This window comes from Kitasatospora sp. NA04385 (genome assembly GCF_013364235.1).
GTDB lineage: Bacteria > Actinomycetota > Actinomycetes > Streptomycetales > Streptomycetaceae > Kitasatospora.
In genome coordinates this window covers 5042400-5064186 of the sequence record NZ_CP054919.1, presented here as the reverse complement: position 1 = coordinate 5064186, position 21787 = coordinate 5042400, and the positions used below count along the sequence as shown (strand labels likewise).

The following is a 21787-nucleotide window of genomic DNA, read 5'->3' as shown; positions in this document are numbered from 1 at the left end:
AGCTGCCATGAGTGGCGACAGGGACACGGCGGCGCTCGCCGAGGGCTCCACCGTGACGACCCAGACCGGCCCTGCCACCGCCACGGCCCGGGTCCCCAAGTACTACGGCCTCAAGCGGCACCTGCTGCAGCTGACCGAGACCCAGCCGGCCGGCACGCCGGTCCCGCCGGAGCGCGCCCTGGCCGCCCAGTTCGACACCTCGCGCACCACCGTCCGGCAGGCCCTGCAGGAGCTGGTCGTGGAGGGGCGGCTGGAGCGCATCCAGGGCAAGGGCACCTTCGTGGCCAAGCCGAAGGTCGCCCAGGCCCTCCAGCTGACCTCGTACACCGAGGACATGCGCGCCCAGGGCCTGGAGCCGACCTCCCGGCTGGTCGAGGTCGCCTACATCTCCGCCGACGAGCGGCTCGCCCCGCTGCTGGACATCAAGCCCGGCGGCCGGGTGCTGCGGATCGAGCGCCTGCGCCTGGCCAACGGCGACCCGATGGCGATCGAGGTGGCGCACCTGTCCGCCAAGCGCTTCCCCGCGCTGCGGCGCAACCTGGCCAAGCACAACTCGCTGTACACCGCGCTGCGCGAGGTCTACGGGGTGACCGTCGCGGAGGCCGAGGAGACCATCGAGACCACCCTCGCCAACCCGCGCGAGGCCGGCCTGCTCGGCTCCGACCTGGGCCTGCCGATGCTGCAGCTGTCCCGGCACTCCTTCGACGCGGACGGCGCCCCGGTGGAGTGGGTGCGCTCGATCTACCGCGGCGACAGGTACAAGTTCATCACGCGGCTGAACCGGCCGGCGTAGGGCTTCGGCGGCGGTCCGGTACGGCGCGGCACCACGCGGCTGAACCGGTCGGCCCGAACGGCGGCGCGTCCGGGTGGTCCTGCCGATCTTGTTGACGAGGTAGTGACAACGGTCACCCCCCTGCCCTAACCTCGCGGGGACCTTTCGATCACCGAGGGTGCTGCTCGGCGGGCGCACAGTCGTGTGCGTTGCGGCGCCACTGAGGTGACTCCTCGTCAGTCTCCGGGAGCCGCTCGTGTCGTCGTCGCAAGTCCCCGCCCCGGGCGCACCGCCCGTGGTCTCCCCCGCCCGGGTGTTGGCCGGGCTGTGCCTGCTGGTGCCGGTGGTGGTGATGCTGTGGGTGCCGTCCTACAGCAAGGCCGCGCCGGAGTTCGGCGGGATGCCGTTCTTCTACTGGTACCAGCTGCTGTGGGTGCCGCTGTCGGCGCTGTTCACCGGCGCCGCGTACCTGCTGATCCGGCGTGACGAGGCGGCCCGCCGGGCCGCCTCCGCCGTTCCCGGGCCGGTGCCGCCCGCCCAGCCCGAGGACGGGGGGCGGTCGTGAAGCACGTGGACTGGACCGCGATGACGGTCTTCCTGCTGTTCTTCGCCGCCGTGACGGTGATGGGCTTCCTGGCCTCCCGCTGGCGGCGGGCGGCCGACGCGCAGCACCTGCACGAGTGGGGGCTGGGCGGCCGGAGCTTCGGCACCTGGGTGACCTGGTTCCTGCTCGGCGGCGACCTGTACACCGCGTACACGTTCATCGCGGTCCCGGCGGCGGTGTACGCGGCGGGCGCGGCGGGCTTCTTCGCGGTGCCGTACACGATCATCGCGTACCCGCTGGTGTTCCTGTTCCTGCCCCGGCTGTGGTCGGTGTCGCGGGTGCACGGGTACGTGACGCCGGCCGACTTCGTGCGCGGCCGGTACGGGTCGCGGGCGCTGTCGGTGGTGGTGGCGCTGACCGGCATCCTGGCGACCATGCCGTACATCGCGCTGCAACTGGTGGGCATCCAGGCGGTGCTGGACACCCTGGGGGTGGGCGGCAGCGGGAACTGGTTCCTCAAGGACCTGCCGCTGTTCATCGCGTTCGGCGTGCTGGCCGCGTACACCTACTCCTCCGGCCTGCGGGCGCCGGCGCTGATCGCGTTCGTGAAGGACGCGCTGATCTACGTCGTGATCATCGTGGCGGTGGTGTACATCCCGATGCGGCTGGGCGGCTTCGGGCACATCTTCGACGCCGCGCAGCACAAGTTCGCCACCCCGGGCGCCAACGGCAAGCCCAGCGGCGCGCTGGTGGTCGGGCCGAGCGGCCAGTGGGCGTACGCGACGCTGGCGTTCGGGTCGGCGCTGGCGCTGTTCATGTACCCGCACTCGGTGACGGGCGTGCTGGCGTCGAAGTCCCGCAACACGGTGCGCCGGAACATGGCGATCATGCCCGCGTACTCGCTGATGCTGGGCCTGCTGGCGCTGCTGGGCTTCATGGCCATCGCGGCCGGGGTCGGCAAGGGCGTCAAGGGCTACAACAGCCAGCTGGCGGTGCCGCAGCTGTTCGCGGACCTGTTCCCGTCCTGGTTCACCGGGGTGGCGTTCGCGGCGATCGGGATCGGGGCGCTGGTGCCGGCCGCGATCATGTCGATCGCGGCGGCGAACCTGTTCACCCGCAACGTCTACAAGGAGTTCCTGAAGCCGGCCGCGACGCCGGCCGAGGAGACCCGGGTGGCGAAGATCGCCTCGCTGCTGGTGAAGGTCGGCGCGCTGGTGTTCGTGCTGATGATGGACAAGCAGGTGGCGATCAACTTCCAGCTGCTGGGCGGCCTGTGGATCCTGCAGACCGCGGTGGCGCTGGTGGCGGGCCTGTTCACCCGGTGGTTCCACCGCTGGGCGCTGCTGGCGGGCTGGGCGGTCGGCATGGTGTACGGGACGTGGCAGGCCTGGGGGATCTCCTCGGCGGCGACCAAGCACTTCGGCGGCAACAGCACGAAGATCCCGGTGATCGGGGAGACCGGGTACATCGGTCTGACCGCGTTCGTGCTGAACCTGGTGGTGGCGGTGGTCCTGACGCTGGTGCTGCGGGCCCTGAAGGCCCCCGAGGGCGCCGACGAGACCTCGAAGGCCGACTACTCCGCGGAGGCCGGCGACGCGGCCGTGGAGCAGGCTCCGCAGCCCGCGGCGGCGCACTGACGCACCGGGGGCGCGCACGGTCGCGCCGTGCGCCCTGTGGACGCGCCGTCACCCCGATCGACACTGGGGTGGCGGCGCGTCCTTCCGTTTGGGGCCGCCCGTCCACCGGAGAGACCGGGAGAGACGACCCACCGCACGCGCCACCGACCACGGGGAGCCACCGCCATGACCGACCTCACCACGGTACGCAACGGACACCGTCCCGAGGACGCGGAACCGGACAGAACCGGCCGCCTGCCCTCGGTGCTGGTCGCCACCCGGCACGGCGAGTCGACCGCCAACGTGGAGTTCCGCCACGCGGACGCCAGCGGGGCGCTCACCGTCCCGATCACCTGCCGGGACGCCGACATCCCGCTCTCCCTGCACGGCCAGGACCAGGCCCGCGAGCTGGGGCGCTGGTGGGCCGCCCGGCCGCCCGCCGACCGGCCCCGCTCGGTGTGGTGCTCCCCGTACGTGCGCACCGCGGAGACCGCCCGGATCGCGCTGGCCCAGGCGTCCGGGCTGGGCGGCGTCCCGGTGGGGCTGGCGGTGCGCTACGACGAGCGGCTGCGGGACCGGGAGCTGGGCGTGCTGGAGATGCTCACCAAGGCGGCGATCGAGCGCGACCACCCGGCGGAGGCCGAGCGGCGGCGGCGGATGGGCGAGCTGTACTACCGGCCGCCCGGCGGGGAGTCCTGGCTGGACGTGGCGCTGCGGGTGCGCGACCTGCTGCGCGACCTGGGCGAGGAGGAGGCGGGGCGGCCGGTGCTGGTGGTGGCGCACGACTGCACCGTGCTGATGCTGCGGCACGTGCTGGACCGGCTGCCCGAGCAGGAGCTGCTCGCACTGGACCCGGTGGCGAACTGCTCGACCAGCGTGTGGCGGGCCCGCGACGGGCGGCTGCGGCCGGCCGGCTGGAACCAGACCGGCCACCTGTCGGGCTGACCCCGCCCCGGCCGTCCCCGGCTGCCCCTCCCCGGCTGCCCGCTGCCCGCCGTCCCCCACTGCCCGCCGCCGCCTCAGCCCGCGGGCTCCGGTTCGACGGGCCGCGCCGGGCCGCCGAACGCCCGCCGGTAGGCCTGCGGGGTGGTGCCGAGCCGGCGGCCGAAGTGGTGCCGCAGCGCGGCGGCGTTGCCGAAGCCGCAGCGGGCGGCGACCTCGTCCACGCTCTGCCCGGTGGACTCCAGCAGGCGCTGGGCGAGCAGCACCCGCTGGCCGGTGAGCCAGCGGTGCGGGGTGGTGCCGGTCTCCTGGCGGAAGCGGCGGGCGAAGGTGCGCGGCGACATGTGGGCGAGCCGGGCCAGCTGGTCGACGCCGGTCTCCCGGTCGACGTGGTGGCGCATCCACTCCAGCACCCCGGCCAGCGACTCGCCGTCGGCCTCGGGCAGCGGGCGGTTGATGAACTGGGCCTGCCCGCCGTCGCGGTGCGGGGCGACCACCATCCGGCGGGCGATCTCCCGGGCCACCTCGGCGCCCTGCACCTTGCGGACCAGGTGCAGGCAGGCGTCGATGCCCGCGGCGGTGCCGGCCGAGGTGATCACGGGGTGGTCGTCGACGTACAGCACGTCGGGTTCGACGGTGGTCAGCGGGAAGCGCTCGGCCATCAGGGCGGCGTAGCGCCAGTGGGTGGTGCAGCGGCGGCCGTCGAGCAGCCCGGCCGCGCCGAGCAGGAAGCTGCCGGAGCAGATCGACAGCAGGTGGGCGCCGCGGTCGTGGGCGGCCCGCAGCGCCGCGCAGAGCTCCTCGGGGTAGTGCTCGCGGACGCCGGTGGCGGTGGCGATCACCAGGTCGGCCCCGGCGATCCGCTCGGGCCCGTGCGGGACGTCGAGGGTGAAGCCCGCGTGGGTGCGCATCGGCCCGGGCCGGTCGCCGACCAGGGCGAAGTCGTAGACCGGCAGGCCGGAGTCGCTCCGGTCCAGGCCGAACACCTCGCAGGCCACCCCCAGTTCGAAGGGGTGGATCTCCTCCAGCACCACGACGGCGACGTTCTCCAGCTTCCGCATCCGCCCAGCATCGCAGTGGCAGGATTTCGTGGCAATGGTGCGTTCCTGCCACTCGTCCCGGCCCGCTCCCGGCGGGACAGTGGAGCCATGACCACCGCGCTCGCCCTGCTGGGCCTCATCGGCAGTTTCGGACTCCTCGGCGTCCTGGTCGGCCGCGACCTGGACCGCAACGGCCGCCACGGCCGCGACAACGCGCACCGCCCGACCGGCTACCCGTTCGACCCGGACCTGGCGGACCCGCGCCGCGGCCGTTCCGGCACACTGGCCGGATGCGCTCCCCGACCGTCCGCCCGCTCGTCCGCCGCGCCCTCGACCGCGACCTCGCCGGAGCCGGGGAGGTCAGCGTCGAGGCCTTCGTCGGCGACGGCCACACCCGCCCCGACTCGCCGTACGTCGAGCTCCTGCGCGACGCCGCCCGCCGCGGCCGGGAGGCCGAGCTCCTGGTCGCCGTCGACGACGCCGGAGCCGTGCTCGGCTGCGTGACCTTCGCCCCCGGCGGCACCGCCTGGGCGGACGTCGCCGGGCCCGCCGAGGGCGAGATCCGGATGCTCGCGGTCGGCGCGGCGGCCCGCGGCCGCGGCGTCGGCCGGGCGCTGGTGGAGGCCGCGATCGGCCGCAGCCGGGAACTCGGGCTGGCCGGGATGGCGTTCTCCACCCGTCCGGCGATGACCGCCGCGCACCGGATCTACGCCGCGCTGGGCTTCGTCCGCAGCCCCGAGCGGGACTGGTCGCCGACGCCCGGCACCGACCTGCTGGTCTACACGATGCGGTTCTGAGGCCCGGGAGTCCCCGGTCCCCTCACCGCTCTTTCGCCTGCCGACGATGCCGCCGCCGGGCTCCGACCGGACTTCGACCGGGCTCCGACCGGACTTCGCCGGGGCCCGGGTCGGGCTCCGGCGGGCGGTTTTCGTTGTCTACGCGCGGCGCCGCCGACGCGACACGCGCTACTACATCTGGTGCTTCCAGCTCCAGCCGCCACTACATGTATGCTCACTCTCGCTGTCGACGCAGGGGAATCCGGTGAGAATCCGGGACTGCCCCGCAACGGTGAGCGGGCTGTAGCGACGCCCGCGGAGTCCGAGGACCTGCCGACGGTGTGCGACACGGCATCCCCGCAGACGCCATGCAGCACAGCTTTGCCGTCCGGTCTCGCGGGCGGACCGGGGGTGGTCTTCGGCGCGCCGGAACGCGTTCTCGTTCCTTCGTGCTGCCCTCCCCTGGCCGCGTGCGGTGCCGGACACCCGTAGAGCCACGTCCGCCGCCGCCACAGGAGAGAGTGCGCCTTGACCGTCGCCGCCTCAGTCACCCTGCCGTCCCAGGGATCCGCCGACGCCTTCACCGATCCCGGTGCGGCGCTGCTCCGGCTGCTCACCGACCGCAGCACCGACCTCCCCCAGGTGGACCCCGGCCACGTCGCCGCCGCCGCGCTGCGCGGCCGCCACGCCGGTTCGGACTTCGCCGAGCTGCGCGGGCTGGCCGTGGAGGCCGCCGCGTCGATGATCGCCGAGGACCCGCAGTACTCGAAGCTGGCCGCCCGCCTGCTGGCGCTGGAGATCCGCGACGAGGCCGCCACCCAGCACGTCACCTCGTTCTCCTCCTCGGTGGCCGTGGGCCACGCCGAGGGCCTGATCGGCAACGCCACCGCCGCGTTCGTGGCCGAGCACGCCGACCTGTTCGACTCGCTGATCGACGAGGCCGGCGACGACCGCTTCGAGTACTTCGGCCTGCGCACCGTGCAGTCCCGCTACCTGCTGCGCCACCCGATCACCCGCAAGGTGGTCGAGACCCCGCAGCACTTCCTGCTCCGCGTGGCGGCGGGCCTGGCGGTGGGAACCTCCGAGGAGTCGGTGCGCGAGGTCGCCGAGCTGTACACCCTGATGAGCCGCCTGGAGTACCTGACCAGCTCCCCGACGCTGTTCAACTCCGGCACCCGGCACCCGCAGATGTCCTCCTGCTACCTGCTGGACTCGCCGCTGGACAACCTGGACTCGATCTACAACCGGTACGCGCAGATCGCCCGGCTGTCCAAGCACGCCGGCGGCATCGGCCTGTCCTACTCGCGGATCCGCTCGCGCGGCTCGCTGATCCGCGGCACCAACGGCCAGTCCAACGGCATCGTGCCGTTCCTGCGCACCCTGGACTCCTCCGTGGCGGCGGTCAACCAGGGCGGCCGGCGCAAGGGCGCGGCCTGCGTGTACCTGGAGACCTGGCACGCCGACATCGAGGAGTTCCTGGAGCTCCGCGACAACACCGGCGAGGAGGCCCGGCGCACCCACAACCTGAACCTGGCGCACTGGATCCCGGACGAGTTCATGCGCCGGGTCAACGCCAACGCCGACTGGTCGCTGTTCTCCCCGGCGGACGTGCCGGAGCTGGTCGACCTGTGGGGCGCCGAGTTCGACGCCGCGTACGTCAAGGCCGAACTGGCGGGCAAGGCCGTGCGCACCATCCCCGCGCAGACCCTGTACGCCCGGATGATGCGCACCCTGGCGCAGACCGGCAACGGCTGGATGACCTTCAAGGATGCCTCCAACCGGGCCGCCAACCAGACCGCGCTGCCGGGCCGCACGGTGCACTCCTCGAACCTGTGCACCGAGATCCTGGAGGTCACCGACGACTCGGAGACCGCGGTCTGCAACCTCGGCTCGGTCAACCTGGGCGCGCACGTCGCCCCCGGCGCCACCGCCGCCGACCTGCTGAACGCGATGGACTGGGACCGCCTGGACGCCACCGTCCGCACCGCGGTGACCTTCCTCGACCGCGTGATCGACATCAACTTCTACCCGACCACCGAGGCCGGGACGTCCAACTCCCGCTGGCGCCCGGTCGGCCTGGGCGTGATGGGCCTGCAGGACGTCTTCTTCCAGCTGCGGATCGACTTCGACTCCGCCGAGGCGGTCGCCCTCTCCACCCTGATCGCCGAGCGCATCATGCTCACCGCGTACGAGCGCTCCGCCGACCTGGCCGAGAAGTTCGGCCGGCACGAGGCGTACGGCGAGACCCGCGCCGCCCGCGGCCAGCTGCACGTCGACCACTTCGGTGCGGCCACCCCGCAGTGGACCGGGCGCTGGGACGCGCTGCGCGCCCGGATCGCCGAGGTGGGCCTGCGCAACTCGCTGCTGCTCGCCATCGCCCCGACCGCGACCATCGCGTCCATCGCCGGCGTCTACGAGTGCATCGAGCCGCAGGTCTCCAACCTGTTCAAGCGCGAGACCCTCTCCGGCGAGTTCCTCCAGGTCAACCCGTACCTGGTGCGCGAGCTCAAGGAGCTCGGCGTCTGGGACCAGCAGACCCGGGACGCGCTGCGCGACGCCAACGGCTCCATCCAGGAGTTCAACTGGCTGCCGCAGGAGGTCCGTTCGCTGTACCGCACCGCGTGGGAGCTGCCGCAGCGCGCGCTGATCGACCTGGCCGCCGCCCGCCAGCCGTACATCGACCAGAGCCAGTCGCTGAACCTGTTCATGGCCGCGCCGACCATCGGCAAGCTCTCCTCGATGTACTCCTACGCGTGGAAGGTCGGTCTGAAGACCACCTACTACCTGCGCTCCCGCCCGGCGACCCGGATCGCCCAGGCCGCGTCCGGAGCCGCCCGCACCGCCGCCCCCGTCCCGGTGCAGACCCCCGCCCTCTCCCAGGCCGAGCAGGACGCCATCGCCTGCTCGCTGGAGAACCCCGAGTCCTGCGAGGCCTGCCAGTAATGAGCACCGAAGACCAGAAGAAGATGCTGCTCGACCCGGGCTTCGAGCTGACGCTCCGTCCGATGCGCTACCCGTCGTTCTACGACCGGTACCGGGACGCGATCAAGAACACCTGGACCGTGGAGGAGGTGGACCTGCACTCCGACGTCGCCGACCTCGCCAAGCTCTCCGAGGGCGAGCGGCACATGATCGGCCGGCTGGTCGCGTTCTTCGCCACCGGTGACTCGATCGTCGCCAACAACGTGGTGCTGAGCCTCTACAAGCACATCAACTCCCCCGAGGCCCGGCTCTACCTGTCGCGGCAGCTGTTCGAGGAGGCCGTGCACGTCCAGTTCTACCTGACGCTGCTGGACACCTACCTGCCCGACCCGGAGGACCGCAACGCCGCCTTCGCCGCGGTGGAGAACATCCCCTCCATCGCGCAGAAGGCCCAGTTCTGCTTCACATACATGAACGCGGTCGACCACCTCGACTCGCTGCAGACCAAGGAGGACCGCCGGGCCTTCCTGCTCAACCTGATCTGCTTCGCGGCCTGCGTCGAGGGCCTGTTCTTCTACGGCGCCTTCGCCTACGTGTACTGGTTCCGCAGCCGCGGCCTGCTGCACGGCCTGGCCACCGGCACCAACTGGGTGTTCCGCGACGAGTCGATGCACATGGACTTCGCGTTCTCGGTGGTCGACACCGTCCGCGAGGAGGAGCCCGACCTCTTCGACGACAAGATGGCCCAGCAGGTCACCGAGATGCTGGAGGAGGCCGTCGAGGCCGAGCTCCAGTTCGCCCGCGACCTGTGCGGCGAGGGCCTGCCCGGCATGAACACCGACTCGATGCGCGAGTACCTCCAGGCCGTCGCCGACCAGCGCCTGGCCCGCCTCGGTCTGCCGATCCGGTACGGCTCCACCAACCCGTTCGGCTTCATGGAGCTGCAGAACGTCCAGGAGCTGACCAACTTCTTCGAGCGCCGGGTCTCCGCCTACCAGATCGCCGTCGAGGGCTCGGTCTCCTTCGACGACGACTTCTAGGCCGCTTCCGGGCCGCAGGGCGAAGGGCCGCACCCCCGCGGGGGTGCGGCCCTTCGCGCGCTACGGCCGGACCGTCAGTCGTTCGGGACGGTCGCGTACTTGGGGGTGCCGTCGGCCATCTGCCGCAGCGCGTCCTTGCGGTCGCGCTTGGAGAGCCGGTCGATGTACAGGTACCCGTACAGGTGGTCGGTCTCGTGCTGGAGGCAGCGGGCGAAGAAGCCGGTGCCCTCGACCCGGACGGGGTTGCCGTCCTTGTCCTGGCCGGTGACGGCCGCGTGGTCGGGGCGGGCCAGCTCCTGGTAGGCGGTGGGGACGGACAGGCAGCCCTCCTGGCCGTCGTCCAGGACGCGGCGGCCGGCCGGCAGCTCCTCCAGGACCGGGTTGACCACGTGGCCGACGTGCCGGACGCCCTCGTCGTCGGGGCAGTCGTAGACGAAGACCTTCAGGTCGACGCCGATCTGGTTGGCGGCCAGGCCGACGCCCTCCGCCGCGTACATCGACTGGAACATGTCGTCGATCAGCGCGGACAGCTCGCCGTCGAAGGCGGTGACGGTCCGCACCTCGCGGTGCAGCACCGGGTTGCCGACCACGGTGATCGGACGCGCGGTGCCCCTGGACAGGTCCGGCTCCTCGCCGACCACCCGCTGGGGCTCGGTGTCCTCGTGCGCGTGGTCGTGTCCGTGGTCGTGCTCGTGGTCGTGCTGCTCGGCCATCGCTCGGTTCCGCTTTCGTCCGCATCCGCCTGGTGTACCGGTCCAGGGTACGGGGCGCGGGGCGGCCGGGGGTCAGCAGACCTCTTCGAGGTCCCGGTAGGCGCGGGTGGCCGGGGAGGCCGCGGCCCAGCGCTCCAGCAGCGCCCGGACCAGGCCGGCGGGCGCGGCGATCCCGCACTCGCGCTCGACCTGCCAGGGGCCGCCGGCCGCGCCCTGGCTGAGGTGGCTGAGGTGGCCGGGGTGCAGCGGGTCGCCGTCGTCGTGCGGGTCGTGGTGGGCGGTGTGGCCGTCGTCGATGGCCATCCGGGACTCCGAGCAGGTGCGGCACAGCAGCCGCACCGAGGACGTCCAGTCCTCGGCGGCGTACCCGGCGTCGGCGACGGTGCGCTCCAGCGCGTCCCGGTCGGCGGCGGTGGCGGCCTGCAGCAGCACCACCCAGGTCGGCACGGGGGACGGCGCCCACAGCTCGATCTCGTCGAAGACCGGGTAGGCGACGCCCTCGGCGACCCGCTCGCCGTGCGGGGCGCCGTCGTGCAGCACCACCTCGCCCCAGCGGCGGCCGGAGGACGGCAGCGGGATGGACAGCACCTCGATCCGGGCCGGGTCGAGCCGGCGGCCCCACACCACCTCGGACTCGCCGTCCGGGGACAGCCGCACCGGGGTGGTGCCCAGGTCGAGCTCGATCGGCCCGTCCAGGGCGGGCCCGCCGGGCAGCCGCAGCCCGTACGCCTGCCAGGCGCGGCGGGCCAGCGGCCAGTCCTGCAGGGCGGTGGCGGTGATGCCCAGGTTCCACCAGTCCGGGGCGCCGTGCTGGCGGTCGAGCAGCGCGACGGCGCGCAGGCCGGCCGAGCGGGCCTGCTCCCAGTCCCGGCGGAACTTGTGCAGCAGGGCCAGGTTGAACCAGGAGTCGGACAGCCACGGCTCCAGGTCCGCGGCCATCACCAGCAGCGCCCCGGCGTCCTCGTAGCGGCCGTCGCCGATCAGGGTGAACGCACGGTCGGTGGTCTGCCGCCAGGTCGCCGACGGACGGTGCCGTGCGCGGTGGAAGATCCTCACGTTGGTCCCTTGCCGTCGGTCGTCACCGGGTCGCCCCGCCTCCGGGTCTTCCCGCCACGACCGCATCCAACCACGCCCGCCCCCGGCCGCGCGCCCCGCGCGGCCATTCAGGCCGCCGGGCGGCAGCGCCCGTCCGGACCGCGGGCGGCGCGGTGGCCGCGGCGGCCAGCCGGGCCAGCGCGTCCAGCACCACCGGGTCGTAGCCGTGCCCGGCGTCCAGCCGCAGGTGCTCCACCGGGTCGAGCAGGCCCGCGCGGGGGCGGTCGGCGGCGGCGGTGCGCAGGTCGTCGTGGGCGTTGGCGACCCGGATGATCCGGGAGGCCAGCGGCAGGGTGGGGTCGTGCCGGCCGTCGGCCAGGCGGCACGGGTCGGCCAGCCGGGCGACCTGCTGCCACACCTGCCGGGGCACCCCGGTGCGCTGGATCACCTCGCTGCCGAGCCGGGCGATCCGCTGCTGCTCGCCGTCGGCCAGCAGCGCCGTGGCGCCGCCCGGGACGGGCTCGACCAGCGACAGCTGCCCGATGTCGTGCATCAGCGCGGCGTACTCCAGCAGCGTCAGCTCCCGGCTGCCGAGCCCGAGTTCGCGCCCCAGCGCGCACGCCGTGTCGGCGACCCGGCGGGCGTGCCCCGGGGTGGTGTACCCGGCGATCTCGGTGGCCCGGGCCAGCGTCTCGATGGTCTGCCCGGTGGTGGCCCGCACCGCGGCGGCCCGCCGGAAGGAGGCCTGGGCGAGCAGCAGCGGCAGGCAGAACACCGGCAGCGCCCACAGCCCGGCCTCCCCGGCGAGCAGGCTCAGCAGCAGCCCGGTGGCGACCTGCGCGGAGCCGATGCCGAGCAGCGCGTGCAGTTGGTCGTCCAGCGCGGCGGCGTACCGCAGCCCGGTGCGGGAGCCCTGCTGGGCGGCGGCCAGCACCGCGTCGCCCAGCCCGGCCAGCGCGGCCACGCCCGCCAGCAGCGCGCCGTACGCGGGCCCGGGCATCCGGTCGGTGACGCCGGAGTTGTACAGCGGCTGGAACAGCAGCGCGGCGAACGCGACGGTGACCAGCCGGCGGGCGGCGGCGTCCGGCCCGGGGAGCGGCACGGTCGGCCGGTGCCGGACGGCCGCCAGCAGGCGGTGCCCGGCGAACTGGACGCCCAGCCCGGCCAGGGTGCCCGCCAGGGTGACGGCGGCGACCTGTAGCACCCCGTGCGTGGTGGGCAGCCCGTGCAGCGGCCCGAGCAGCGCGTACGCGAGCGCGACGGCGGTGGCGACGGGGGCGGGCTCGCGGTCGCCGGGCAGCGGTGGCCCGGCGCACTGGCCGAGCGCGACCAGCCCGGCGAAGGCCAGCGCCACGCCGCCCTGGGCGACGCCGTCGACCAGGGCGTGCAGGACGGCGGCGGCGCCGAGCGCGACGGCCGCGGCGAGCAGCAGGTCGGCCGGGACCGGGCGGCGGCGGGTCCTCACGCCGCTCCCCCGGTCGGCAGGCCGGTGCCGGACTGTTGCGGCAGCCGGGCCGGCTCGGGCACGCCCAGCGGGATGTCCGGCACCTCGCCGTCCCAGCCGCCGGGCGGCGGCGGTTCGGGCTGCCAGCCGTGCTCGGTGACGGCCTCGACCAGCGCCGTGACCATGACCGGGTCGAACTGGCTGCCCGCGCACCGCTCCAGCTCGGCGACCGCCTCCGGGACGGGCCGGCCGCGCCGGTAGGAGCGGGTGGAGGTCATCGAGTCGAAGGCGTCGGCGACCGAGATGATCCGGGCGAACTCGGGGATCCGCTCCCCCGCCAGCCCGTACGGGTAGCCGCGGCCGTCCATCCGCTCGTGGTGGTGCAGGATGCCGTCGCGGCCCTCGCCGAGGAAGTCCAGCTGCCGCACCAGCTCGTGCCCGAACACCGGGTGCACCTCCACCGCGCGCCGCTCGGCGTCGGTCAGCGGCCCGTTGCGGCGCAGCAGTTCGGTGGCCACCGCGAGCTTGCCGACGTCGTGCAGCGTCCCGGCGAAGTGCAGGGTGCGCACCCGCTCCTCGGCCAGCCCGAGCTGGCGGGCGATCAGCACCGAGGCCCGGCCGACCCGTTCGCTGTGGCCGCGGGTGTACGCGTCCTTGATCTCCACGGCCTGCACCAGCGCCTGCACGGTGGCCCGGTGCGCGGCCCGCTCGCGGTGGCCCTGCGCGGACAGCCAGGCGGTGATGGTCAGCGGCAGCAGCCCGAGCACCGCGGCGAACGCCCCGTACGGGCCCTGCCACAGCACCGCGATCATCAGGCCGCCCGCGCCGTGCAGCAGTGCGGCGGGCGCGGCCCGGCGGACGGCGCGCAGCGCGCCGGGGCCCGAGGAGCCGCAGGTCAGCCGGACCATGCCGGCCACCAGGACGCCGTTGACCAGGCAGAACGTCAGGATCGCGGCCAGCGCGCCGAGCGCGGCCCCGGGGAAGCGGGTGCCGAGCAGCAGTCGCGTCCCGCCCAGCAGCCGGAACACCTCGGCGGCGGCGGCCGCGGCCAGCGCCAACTGGGCGCCGTTCCACACCCGGCGCAGCCCGCGCGGGTGCACGGCGGGCCCGAGCAGCGCCCCCGGCAGGGCGACCAGCGCGGCGGCGGCGGGCGGCAGCATCAGCACGCCCGCGAACAGCACCGGGAAGAAGCCGCTGCCGCGCGGGTCGGCGGGGGTCTCCTCGGCGGGCCGGCCGCGCAGCCGGCGCCAGACCCGCGCGCACGGGGTGCGGGCGCCCTGGGCCAGCGACTCCAGGCACAGGTGCAGCAGGGCGAGCAGGCCGATCCGGGGCCACTCCAACTCGGGCCCGGCCACCGCCAGCGGCAGCAGCACCGCGAACGCGGCCGCCAGGACGACGGTCAGGTAGCCCGCGGCCCGCCCCGGCAGGGCGGCGCGGTGCTCGCGTCCGCTGGAACTGGCGATCTCGGCCTCCCCCGCCCGTCACGGGCCCTCCGACGTGAGGACTCGTCAGAGAATAGGGCCCGCCCGGACGGACGCGGCGCACGATCGCGCATCGCCGCAGCCGGAGCAGCGACAGCTCACCCGATCGAGTGAGCGCTACTCCGCGGTCGCGACCGCGGAGCCGTGACCGGCCGTTCCGTCGACCGTGACCTCGACGCTCACCGAGGACACCTCGATCACCGAGGTGTCCACCTCGCCGGAGCGCTGGGTGCGGATCGAGTCGATCCGGGCCAGCACCTTGGCCCGCAGGTCGGTCGGGGTGTCGTCGCACCCGCAGGAGCGCTTGATCAGCGCCTTGATGGCCTGCTCCAGGCCGTACTTCTCCAAGCACGGCGAGCACTCGTCGAAGTGCACCCGCAGCTTGGCGCAGTCGCCCTCGGCCATCTCGTTGTCGAGGAACTCGTAGAGGTGGTCGAGCACCTCGCCGCACTCGGTCTCGTGCGGATCTCCGCAGCTCATGAGCCCGCGCCCTTCGCTTCCTGCCCTGCACCGGTACCGGCCGGGACCAGCCCCCGCTCGCGGGCGTAGTCCTCCAGCATGCCGCGCAACTGGCGGCGGCCACGGTGCAGTCGGGACATCACCGTACCGATGGGTGTACCCATGATGTCCGCGATCTCCTTGTACGCAAAGCCCTCGACGTCCGCGAGGTACACCGCGATCCGGAATTCCTCCGGGATGGCCTGGAGCGCGTCCTTCACGTCGCTGTCCGGCAGGTGGTCGAGCGCCTGCGCCTCGGCCGACCGCAGGCCGGTCGACATGTGCGACTCGGCGCGCGCCAGCTGCCAGTCCTCGATCTCCTCGGCCGCGGTGCGCTGGGGTTCGCGCTGCTTCTTGCGGTACGAGTTGATGAACGTGTTGGTGAGGATGCGGTACAGCCAGGCCTTGAGGTTGGTGCCCTCGCGGAACTGGTGGAACGACGCGTACGCCTTGGCGAACGCCTCCTGGAGCAGGTCCTCCGCGTCGGCCGGGTTGCGGGTCATCCGCAGCGCCGCCGAGTACATCGGGTCCAGGTAGCCGAGCGCGTCGCGCTCGAAGCGCTCGCGCCTGGCCTCCTCGCTCTCGTTCTCGGACACCCTGAAGGTGTCCTCGCCGATCGCCTCGGCCAGTTCGTCGCCGGTGAGCTGTTCGCCCTCCGGACGGCCCTGGTCGGCGCCAGCAGCGCCCGACACGGCCGCGTCATCGGTCCCGACGACCGGACCCACCTCCTCGGAAACCCGCACACGGCCCACCTCGGGCCGACCCGCAAGCGAGGATATCGGGCTGACCGGCTTCTCGCCCGCGACAACCCACTCCGACCAGTCCGGCAGGAGCGCAGACTGCGCGGCCCGCTCTTCCGGCCGCTCGCGGCACGCGATCGAACCCATGGACGCTGCCTTTCCACCGGGGGCATGTTCTGACGACTCGTGCAACCCCGTCCGCCGCCCGGACATTCCCGGGGTCCGGCCGTGCGACGCGGCTCACGGCCCGTGCCGCGCCCGGCCGGCCCGGCTCAGGGCCGCCGGAGCCAGTCGGCGACCGCGCCGGTGACCAGCGCCAGGGCGGCCTCCTGGGTGAGCGGGGCCCGCTTGGGGACCTTGAAGGCGTGCGAGGCGTGCGGGACCTCCACCAGGCGGTGGCCGGCGGGCAGCGCGGGGAACTCGGCCGGGGTGCCGAAGGTGTCGGCGCCGCCCTGGACCACCAGGGCGGGCAGGCCGGTGGTGAGCAGTTCGTCCGCCCGGCTCCGCTCCGGCCGGCCCGGCGGGTGCAGCGGGAAGGCCAGCGCGAGGACGCCCGCGGCGCCGAGGGCGGCCGAGGTCCGGCAGGCGACCGGGCGCCCGCGCTGCGGCCGCCCGCGTACACCGGCGGGCCCTCCTCGGCCGCGGCGGCGAACTGTGCGGGCCAGCCCGCGTCGAGCGCGGCCGGGGGGGCGAGCCTGCGCCCGGCCACCCGCCAGGGCTGCTCGGCCAGCACCACGGTGACCCCGGCGGCGGGCAGCGCGGCCGCGAGCGCCCGCAGGTCGGGGCCTCGACGCCGCCGCCCGCGCCGTGGCCGAGCAGCAGCACGGCGTGCGGGCGGGCGGCGCGGTGGTAGTGGAGCCGGGCGTCCCCGGCGGGGGTGTCGACGATCCGCTGCATGCCGCCGAGCGTAGGGCAGGCCCGGCCCCGGACCGGCGCGGACCGGCGCGGCCTCAGAACAGCGTGGTGAGGTCGTCCGCGGTGCGCGGCCGGGTCAGGCCGGGGTGGTCGTTGCGGATGCTGCCGACCTCGTCGGGGACGGCGTGGATGCGCAGGTCGCCGGGGGGCGGCGGGGTGAGGTCGGCGGTCTCGGCGTGCGGGTCGAGCCAGGCGTCCCAGCGGTCGGGGCCCAGGTAGAGCGGCATCCGCTCGTGGACGGGCGCGAGCAGCGGCTCGGCGGCGGTGGTGACGATGGTGCAGGTGACCAGCCAGGCGTCGGGGTGGTCGCCGGGGCGTCCGCGGTCGCGCCAGAACTCGTACAGCCCGGCGAGGGCGAGCGGCGCGCCGTCGGCGCGGTGCACGAAGTAGGGGCGGCGGGGCGGGCGGGAGACGTCGTCGGTGGGGGCGGTCTGCCACTCGTAGTAGCCGTCGACGGGTATCAGGCAGCGCCGGGAGGCGTAGGGCTGCCGGTAGGCGGGCTTCTCGTGGACGGTCTCCGCCCGGGCGTTGATCATCTTGACCGCGGCGTCGGGGCTGCTCGCCCAGCCGGGCACCAGGCCCCAGCGCAGCACGTGCAGTTGGCGGACGGGGCGGCGCTGCCCGCGCGGGGCCCGGTCGAGGACGGCGTAGGTCCGCGCGGTGGGGGCGACGTTCCAGCTGGGGGCGATCGTCTCGGTCGGGTCCCACCGCTCGACGCCGAACAGGGCGACCAGTTCGGCGGGGTCGGTGGAGGAGGCGAAGCGTCCGCACATGGCGTCCAGCTTGCCAGAGCCGGGCGGCCCGGACGGGGCGTCCGGGAGAACCGGCGGCTACCGGCGGGCCGTCCTTCCGTGGGAGGCTGCCCGCCCCGGGCAGGGGAGGCGACGGTGATCGGAGGTCGGCGGCGATGGACTTCGCGCAGCTGTGGGACCGGGTGACGGGCGTGCAGCCGCAGCCGCCGCACTGGCTGGTGTGGGGCAGCGCGGCGGTGGCGCTCCTGGCGGTGGCGGTGCGCCCGGTGTGGCTGTGGACCCGCACGGTGGTGACGATCGCGCACGAGGGCGGGCACGGGCTGACCGCGCTGCTGACCCGGCGCCGGCTGTCGGGCATCCGGCTGCACTCGGACACCTCGGGGCTGACCGTCTCCTCGGGGAGGCCGACCGGCCCGGGCATGGTGCTGACCGCCGCGGCCGGGTACCCGGCGCCCTCGCTGCTGGGCCTGGGCGGGGCGGCGCTGCTGGCGGCGGGGCGGACCACCGCGCTGCTGTGGATCGGGATCGCGCTGCTGGCGGCGATGCTGCTGACGCTGCGCAACCTGTTCGGGGTGGTGGCGGTGCTGGTGACCGGCGGGGCGTTCGTCGCGGTGTCCTGGTACGGGACGGCCGAATGGCAGGGGGCGTTCGCCTACCTGGGGGTGTGGTTCCTGCTGCTGGCGGGGGTGCGCCCGATGCTGGAGCTGTGGGTGACCCGGCGGCGCGGCGGCGCGCCCGGCTCGGACGCGGACCAGCTGGCGCGGCTGACGGGCGTCCCGGGGGCGCTGTGGGTGGCGCTGTTCCTGGTGGTGGCGCTGGCCTGCCTGGGGCTCGGGGCGGCCTGGCTGCTGCCCCGGTAGCGGGGCGGTGCCTCATAGACTTGGCGCCATGACCGACTCCCTGTGGCCCGCTCCCGTCGCCACCGCCGCCGTGGACGCGGCCGTGACCATCCCCGGCTCGAAGTCCGCGACCAACCGCGCGCTGGTGCTGGCCGCCCTCGCGGACGGCCCGGGCTGGGTGCGCCGCCCGCTGCGCAGCCGCGACTCGCAGCTGATGGCGGACGGCCTGCGGGCGCTGGGCGTGACGGTCGAGGAGACGGTGAACGCGGCGTCCGGGGGGACCGGCGGCGGCGAGGCCTGGCGGGTCATCCCGGCCGAGCGGCTGCTCGGCCCGGCCCGGGTGGACGTGGGCAACGCCGGGACGGTGATGCGCTTCCTGCCGCCGCTGGCCACCCTGGCGGACGGCCCGGTGCACTTCGACGGCGACCCGCGCAGCCACGAGCGCCCGCAGCACGGCGTGATCGACGCGCTGCGCGCGCTGGGCGCCCGGATCGAGGACGGCGGCCGGGGCGGCTTCCCGCTGACCGTGCACGGCACGGGCGCGCTGGACGGCGGCGCGGTGGAGGTGGACGCCTCGTCCTCCTCGCAGTTCGTCTCGGCGCTGCTGCTCTCCGGCGCCCGGTTCAACCACGGCGTGGAGATCCGCAACACCGGCGGGCCGGTGCCCTCGCTGCCGCACATCCGGATGACGGTCGACATGGTCCGCAAGGCCGGCGGCCAGGTCGACGCGCCGGAGGACGGCGGCGAGAAGGACGTCTGGCGGGTCACCCCGGGCGCGCTGATCGGCCGCGACCTGGTGGTCGAGCCGGACCTGTCCAACGCGGCCCCGTTCTTCGCCGCGGCGCTGGTCACCGGCGGCCGGGTGACCGTCCGGGACTGGCCGCGGCACACCTACCAGCCGGGCGACCAACTGCGCGAGATCTACACCGCGATGGGCGGCTCCTGCGCGTTCACGGACGACGGGCTGCAGTTCACCGGCACCGGCAAGGTGCACGGCATCGAGGCGGACCTGCACGACGTCGGCGAACTGACCCCGGTGATCGCCGCGGTGGCGGCGCTGGCCGACTCCGAGTCGCACCTGTACGGCATCTCGCACCTGCGCCTGCACGAGACCGACCGGCTGGCCGCGCTGGCCAAGGAGGTCAACGCCCTGGGCGGCGACGTCACGGAGACCGAGGACGGCCTGCGGATCCGGCCCCGGCCGCTGCACGGCGGCGTCTTCCACACCTACGAGGACCACCGGCTGGCCACCGCCGCCGCCGTCCTGGGCCTGGTGGTCGACGGCGTGCTGGTGGAGGACGTGGCGACCACCGCCAAGACGCTGCCGGACTTCCCGCGGATGTGGGCCGACCTCCTCGGCCAGGGCTGACGGGGGATCACCAGCATGCGCCGCTACGACAAGAACGCCGACGAGGACGACATCCGCAGCCGCCCGGGCCGCCGGGGCTCCCGCCCCCGCACCCGCATCCGGCCCAAGCACGAGGACGCCGCGGAGGCGATGATCCTCACCGTGGACCGGGGCCGGATGACCTGCCTGGTCGACGGCGGCACGAGGGACGAGCGCCAGGTCATCGCCATGAAGTCCCGCGAACTCGGCCGCAAGGGCGTCGTCGTGGGCGACACCGTCAGCGTGGTCGGCGACCTGTCCGGCGAGCCGGACACGCTGGCCCGGATCGTCCGGGTCGAGGAGCGCAGCTCGGTGCTGCGCCGCACCGCGGACGACGACGACCCGTACGAGCGGATCGTGGTCGCCAACGCCGGGCAGATGGCCATCGTCACCGCGCTGGCCAACCCCGAGCCCCGCCCCCGGCTGATCGACCGCTGCCTGGTGGCCGCGTACGACGCCGGGATGGAGCCGCTGCTGGTGCTCACCAAGTCCGACCTGGCCCCGGCCGACGAGCTGCTGGAGTCGTACGCGCCGCTGGGCATCCGGTACGTGGTGACCCGGGCCGACGAGTTGGAGACGGCGGGCGCGGAGGCCGTCCGCGCGCACCTGCGCGGGCGCACCACGGTGTTCATCGGGCACTCCGGCGTCGGGAAGACCACCCTGGTCAACGCGCTCGTCCCGGAGCACCGGCGGAGCACCGGCCGGGTCAACGCGGTCACCGGCCGCGGCCGGCACACCACGGTCTCCGCGCTGGCCCTGCGGCTGCCGCCGCCGCCCGGGGCGAAGCCGGGCTCGAAGAAGGCGCTGGACCCGGGCTGGGTGATCGACACCCCCGGCTTCCGCTCCTTCGGCCTGTCCCACATCGACCCGTCCCGGGTCATCCTCGCCTTCCCCGACCTGGAGCCGGGCACCGCCGACTGTCCGCGCGCCTGCTCGCACGACGAGCCGGACTGCGCGCTGGACGCCTGGGTCGCCGACGGCCACGCCGATCCGGCCCGGCTGTACTCGCTGCGCCGCCTGCTGGCCACCCGGGAGACCTCCGAGGGGGACTGAGGGGTCGTCGGGAGTTCCCGGCGGACACGAGTAGCTGGGGCCGCTGCACTGGGTAACGATAGGAGGGTCACACCGTCCTACCTGACAGGGAGTCAACCCGATGGCATGGGCCATGGTGATCCTCGCCGGTCTGCTGGAAACGGGATTCGCGGTCAACCTCAAGCTCAGCCACGGCTTCACCAAGCTCTGGCCCACCATCAGCTTCGCGCTCTTCGCGCTGGGCTCCTTCGGCCTGCTGACCCTCTCCCTGAAGACGCTCCCGGTCGGCAGCGCCTACGCGGTGTGGACCGGCATCGGCGCGGCCGGCACCGCCGTGTACGGGATGGTCTTCCTCGGCGAGTCCTCCTCCACCCTGAAGCTGGTCTCCGTCTCCCTGGTCATCGCGGGCGTGATCGGTCTGCAGCTCAGCGGCTCGGGACACTGAGTCCGCTAGGGTTCCGTGCATGGCCGACTACCACGACGACCTCCGACTCGCCCACGTCCTCGCCGACTCGGCCGACTCGATCACCATGGAGCGCTTCAAGGCGCTCGACCTGAAGATCGAGACCAAGCCGGACCTGACCCCGGTCAGCGACGCCGACAAGGCCGCCGAGGAACTCGTCCGCTCCGTCCTGCAGCGGGCCCGGCCCCGGGACGCCGTGCTCGGCGAGGAGTACGGCCTGCAGGGCTCCGGCCCGCGCCGCTGGGTGATCGACCCGATCGACGGCACCAAGAACTACGTCCGGGGCGTCCCGGTCTGGGCCACCCTGGTCGCCCTGCTGGAGGAGCAGCCCGACGGCGAGCACGTCCCGGTGGTGGGCATCGTCTCCGCCCCGGCGCTCGGCCGCCGCTGGTGGGCGGCGAAGGGCCTGGGCGCGTTCGCCGGCCGCAGCCTCGCCAAGTCGCAGCGCATCCACGTCTCCAAGGTCTCCCGGCTCGCCGACGCCTCGCTCTCCTTCTCCTCGCTCAGCGGCTGGGAGGAGCGGGCCCGCCTCGACGCCTTCCTCGACCTGACCCGGATCTGCTGGCGCACCCGGGCCTTCGGCGACTTCTGGTCCTACATGATGGTCGCCGAGGGCGCCGTCGACATCGCCGCCGAGCCCGAGCTCTCGCTGTGGGACATGGCCGCGCCCTGCATCATCGTCCAGGAGGCCGGCGGCCGCTTCACCGGTCTCGACGGCATCGACGGCCCCACCGGCGCGGACGCGGTCGCCACCAACGGCGTCCTCCACGAGGCGGCGCTGCGCTCGCTCAGCGTCTGACCGCGGGGACGGGGGCGCGCGGTTCCCCGCGCCCCCG

General features: G+C 74.2%; 20 protein-coding genes, 1 pseudogene and 1 riboswitch. Of the genes and pseudogenes, 12 read left to right on the top strand and 9 right to left on the bottom strand.

Features of this window, described 5'->3' with window-relative positions:
• The first annotated feature begins 7 nt into the window (after positions 1 to 7).
• The 4 genes from HUT16_RS22700 to HUT16_RS22685 all read left to right on the top strand — a co-directional run bounded on the left by HUT16_RS22700 (position 8) and on the right by HUT16_RS22685 (position 3877).
• Entirely contained in the window at positions 8 to 793 is a 786-nt protein-coding gene (locus HUT16_RS22700; RefSeq protein ID WP_111554193.1) for a GntR family transcriptional regulator, read from the top strand.
• A 235-nt stretch (positions 794 to 1028) separates the two neighbouring features.
• The gene (locus tag HUT16_RS22695; RefSeq protein WP_368662707.1) at positions 1029 to 1337 is read left to right on the top strand and encodes a DUF3311 domain-containing protein; all 309 of its coding nucleotides are present in this window, start codon (positions 1029 to 1031) and stop codon (positions 1335 to 1337) included.
• Positions 1338 to 1357: 20 nt separating this feature from the next.
• Entirely contained in the window at positions 1358 to 2953 is a 1596-nt protein-coding gene (gene mctP / locus HUT16_RS22690) for a monocarboxylate uptake permease MctP (RefSeq protein WP_176192813.1), read from the top strand.
• 165 nt (positions 2954 to 3118) lie between these two features.
• Positions 3119 to 3877 carry a histidine phosphatase family protein gene (locus tag HUT16_RS22685; protein WP_176189938.1) on the top strand — a complete coding sequence of 253 codons (759 nt, stop codon included), beginning with the start codon at positions 3119 to 3121 and terminating at the stop codon, positions 3875 to 3877.
• 74 nt (positions 3878 to 3951) lie between these two features.
• Here HUT16_RS22685 and HUT16_RS22680 read toward each other — a convergent pair whose 3' ends face one another.
• Complete coding sequence (locus HUT16_RS22680) at positions 3952 to 4935, bottom strand: GlxA family transcriptional regulator (RefSeq protein WP_176189937.1); 984 nt, start codon at positions 4933 to 4935, stop codon at positions 3952 to 3954.
• Between the two features lie 269 nt (positions 4936 to 5204).
• On the opposite strand from HUT16_RS22680, the gene HUT16_RS22675 reads away from it, so the two are divergent.
• From HUT16_RS22675 to HUT16_RS22665, 3 genes are all read left to right on the top strand, one after another.
• A complete protein-coding gene (locus HUT16_RS22675; RefSeq protein ID WP_176189936.1) occupies positions 5205 to 5711 on the top strand; it encodes a GNAT family N-acetyltransferase in 507 nt (168 codons plus the stop codon).
• Positions 5712 to 5904: 193 nt separating this feature from the next.
• Positions 5905 to 6043: riboswitch (cobalamin riboswitch) on the top strand.
• Between the two features lie 175 nt (positions 6044 to 6218).
• Positions 6219 to 8633 carry a ribonucleoside-diphosphate reductase subunit alpha gene (locus tag HUT16_RS22670; RefSeq protein ID WP_176189935.1) on the top strand — a complete coding sequence of 805 codons (2415 nt, stop codon included), beginning with the start codon at positions 6219 to 6221 and terminating at the stop codon, positions 8631 to 8633.
• Positions 8633 to 9652 carry a ribonucleotide-diphosphate reductase subunit beta gene (locus HUT16_RS22665; protein ID WP_176189934.1) on the top strand — a complete coding sequence of 340 codons (1020 nt, stop codon included), beginning with the start codon at positions 8633 to 8635 and terminating at the stop codon, positions 9650 to 9652. The genes HUT16_RS22670 and HUT16_RS22665 overlap by 1 nt, the downstream gene beginning before the upstream one ends.
• A 74-nt stretch (positions 9653 to 9726) precedes the next feature.
• Here HUT16_RS22665 and def read toward each other — a convergent pair whose 3' ends face one another.
• From def to HUT16_RS22625, 8 genes and pseudogenes are all read right to left on the bottom strand, one after another.
• On the bottom strand, positions 9727 to 10365 hold the full coding sequence (gene def, locus HUT16_RS22660) for a peptide deformylase (RefSeq protein ID WP_176189933.1): 639 nt from the start codon (positions 10363 to 10365) through the stop codon (positions 9727 to 9729).
• Positions 10366 to 10437: 72 nt separating this feature from the next.
• Positions 10438 to 11421, bottom strand: a complete 984-nt coding sequence (locus HUT16_RS22655) for a hypothetical protein (protein WP_176189932.1) — start codon at positions 11419 to 11421, stop codon at positions 10438 to 10440.
• 22 nt (positions 11422 to 11443) lie between these two features.
• Entirely contained in the window at positions 11444 to 12865 is a 1422-nt protein-coding gene (locus HUT16_RS22650; RefSeq protein WP_254897942.1) for an HD-GYP domain-containing protein, read from the bottom strand.
• Positions 12862 to 14217, bottom strand: a complete 1356-nt coding sequence (locus tag HUT16_RS22645) for an HD-GYP domain-containing protein (protein WP_254897941.1) — start codon at positions 14215 to 14217, stop codon at positions 12862 to 12864. The genes HUT16_RS22650 and HUT16_RS22645 overlap by 4 nt, the downstream gene beginning before the upstream one ends.
• Positions 14218 to 14442: 225 nt before the next feature.
• On the bottom strand, positions 14443 to 14805 hold the full coding sequence (gene rsrA / locus HUT16_RS22640; RefSeq protein WP_100836423.1) for a mycothiol system anti-sigma-R factor: 363 nt from the start codon (positions 14803 to 14805) through the stop codon (positions 14443 to 14445).
• Positions 14802 to 15515 (bottom strand): sigma-70 family RNA polymerase sigma factor, encoded by a 714-nt coding sequence (locus tag HUT16_RS39305; RefSeq protein ID WP_100836424.1) that lies wholly within the window; start codon positions 15513 to 15515, stop codon positions 14802 to 14804. The genes rsrA and HUT16_RS39305 overlap by 4 nt, the downstream gene beginning before the upstream one ends.
• Positions 15516 to 15835: 320 nt before the next feature.
• A pseudogene (locus HUT16_RS22630) lies at positions 15836 to 16460 on the bottom strand (alpha/beta family hydrolase).
• Between the two features lie 53 nt (positions 16461 to 16513).
• Positions 16514 to 17251, bottom strand: a complete 738-nt coding sequence (locus HUT16_RS22625) for an SOS response-associated peptidase (RefSeq protein WP_176189930.1) — start codon at positions 17249 to 17251, stop codon at positions 16514 to 16516.
• A 134-nt stretch (positions 17252 to 17385) separates the two neighbouring features.
• Between HUT16_RS22625 and HUT16_RS22620 the strand changes: the two genes are divergently transcribed.
• The 5 genes from HUT16_RS22620 (at position 17386) to hisN (ending at position 21750) form a co-directional block, all read left to right on the top strand.
• Positions 17386 to 18090 carry a M50 family metallopeptidase gene (locus HUT16_RS22620; protein WP_176189929.1) on the top strand — a complete coding sequence of 235 codons (705 nt, stop codon included), beginning with the start codon at positions 17386 to 17388 and terminating at the stop codon, positions 18088 to 18090.
• Positions 18091 to 18118: 28 nt separating this feature from the next.
• Positions 18119 to 19438 carry a 3-phosphoshikimate 1-carboxyvinyltransferase gene (gene aroA, locus HUT16_RS22615; protein WP_176189928.1) on the top strand — a complete coding sequence of 440 codons (1320 nt, stop codon included), beginning with the start codon at positions 18119 to 18121 and terminating at the stop codon, positions 19436 to 19438.
• A 15-nt stretch (positions 19439 to 19453) separates the two neighbouring features.
• Positions 19454 to 20509 carry a ribosome small subunit-dependent GTPase A gene (gene rsgA / locus HUT16_RS22610; protein ID WP_176189927.1) on the top strand — a complete coding sequence of 352 codons (1056 nt, stop codon included), beginning with the start codon at positions 19454 to 19456 and terminating at the stop codon, positions 20507 to 20509.
• Positions 20510 to 20609: 100 nt separating this feature from the next.
• Positions 20610 to 20933 carry a multidrug efflux SMR transporter gene (locus HUT16_RS22605; RefSeq protein WP_176189926.1) on the top strand — a complete coding sequence of 108 codons (324 nt, stop codon included), beginning with the start codon at positions 20610 to 20612 and terminating at the stop codon, positions 20931 to 20933.
• Between the two features lie 19 nt (positions 20934 to 20952).
• On the top strand, positions 20953 to 21750 hold the full coding sequence (hisN, locus tag HUT16_RS22600; protein WP_176189925.1) for a histidinol-phosphatase: 798 nt from the start codon (positions 20953 to 20955) through the stop codon (positions 21748 to 21750).
• Positions 21751 to 21787 lie beyond the last annotated feature (37 nt).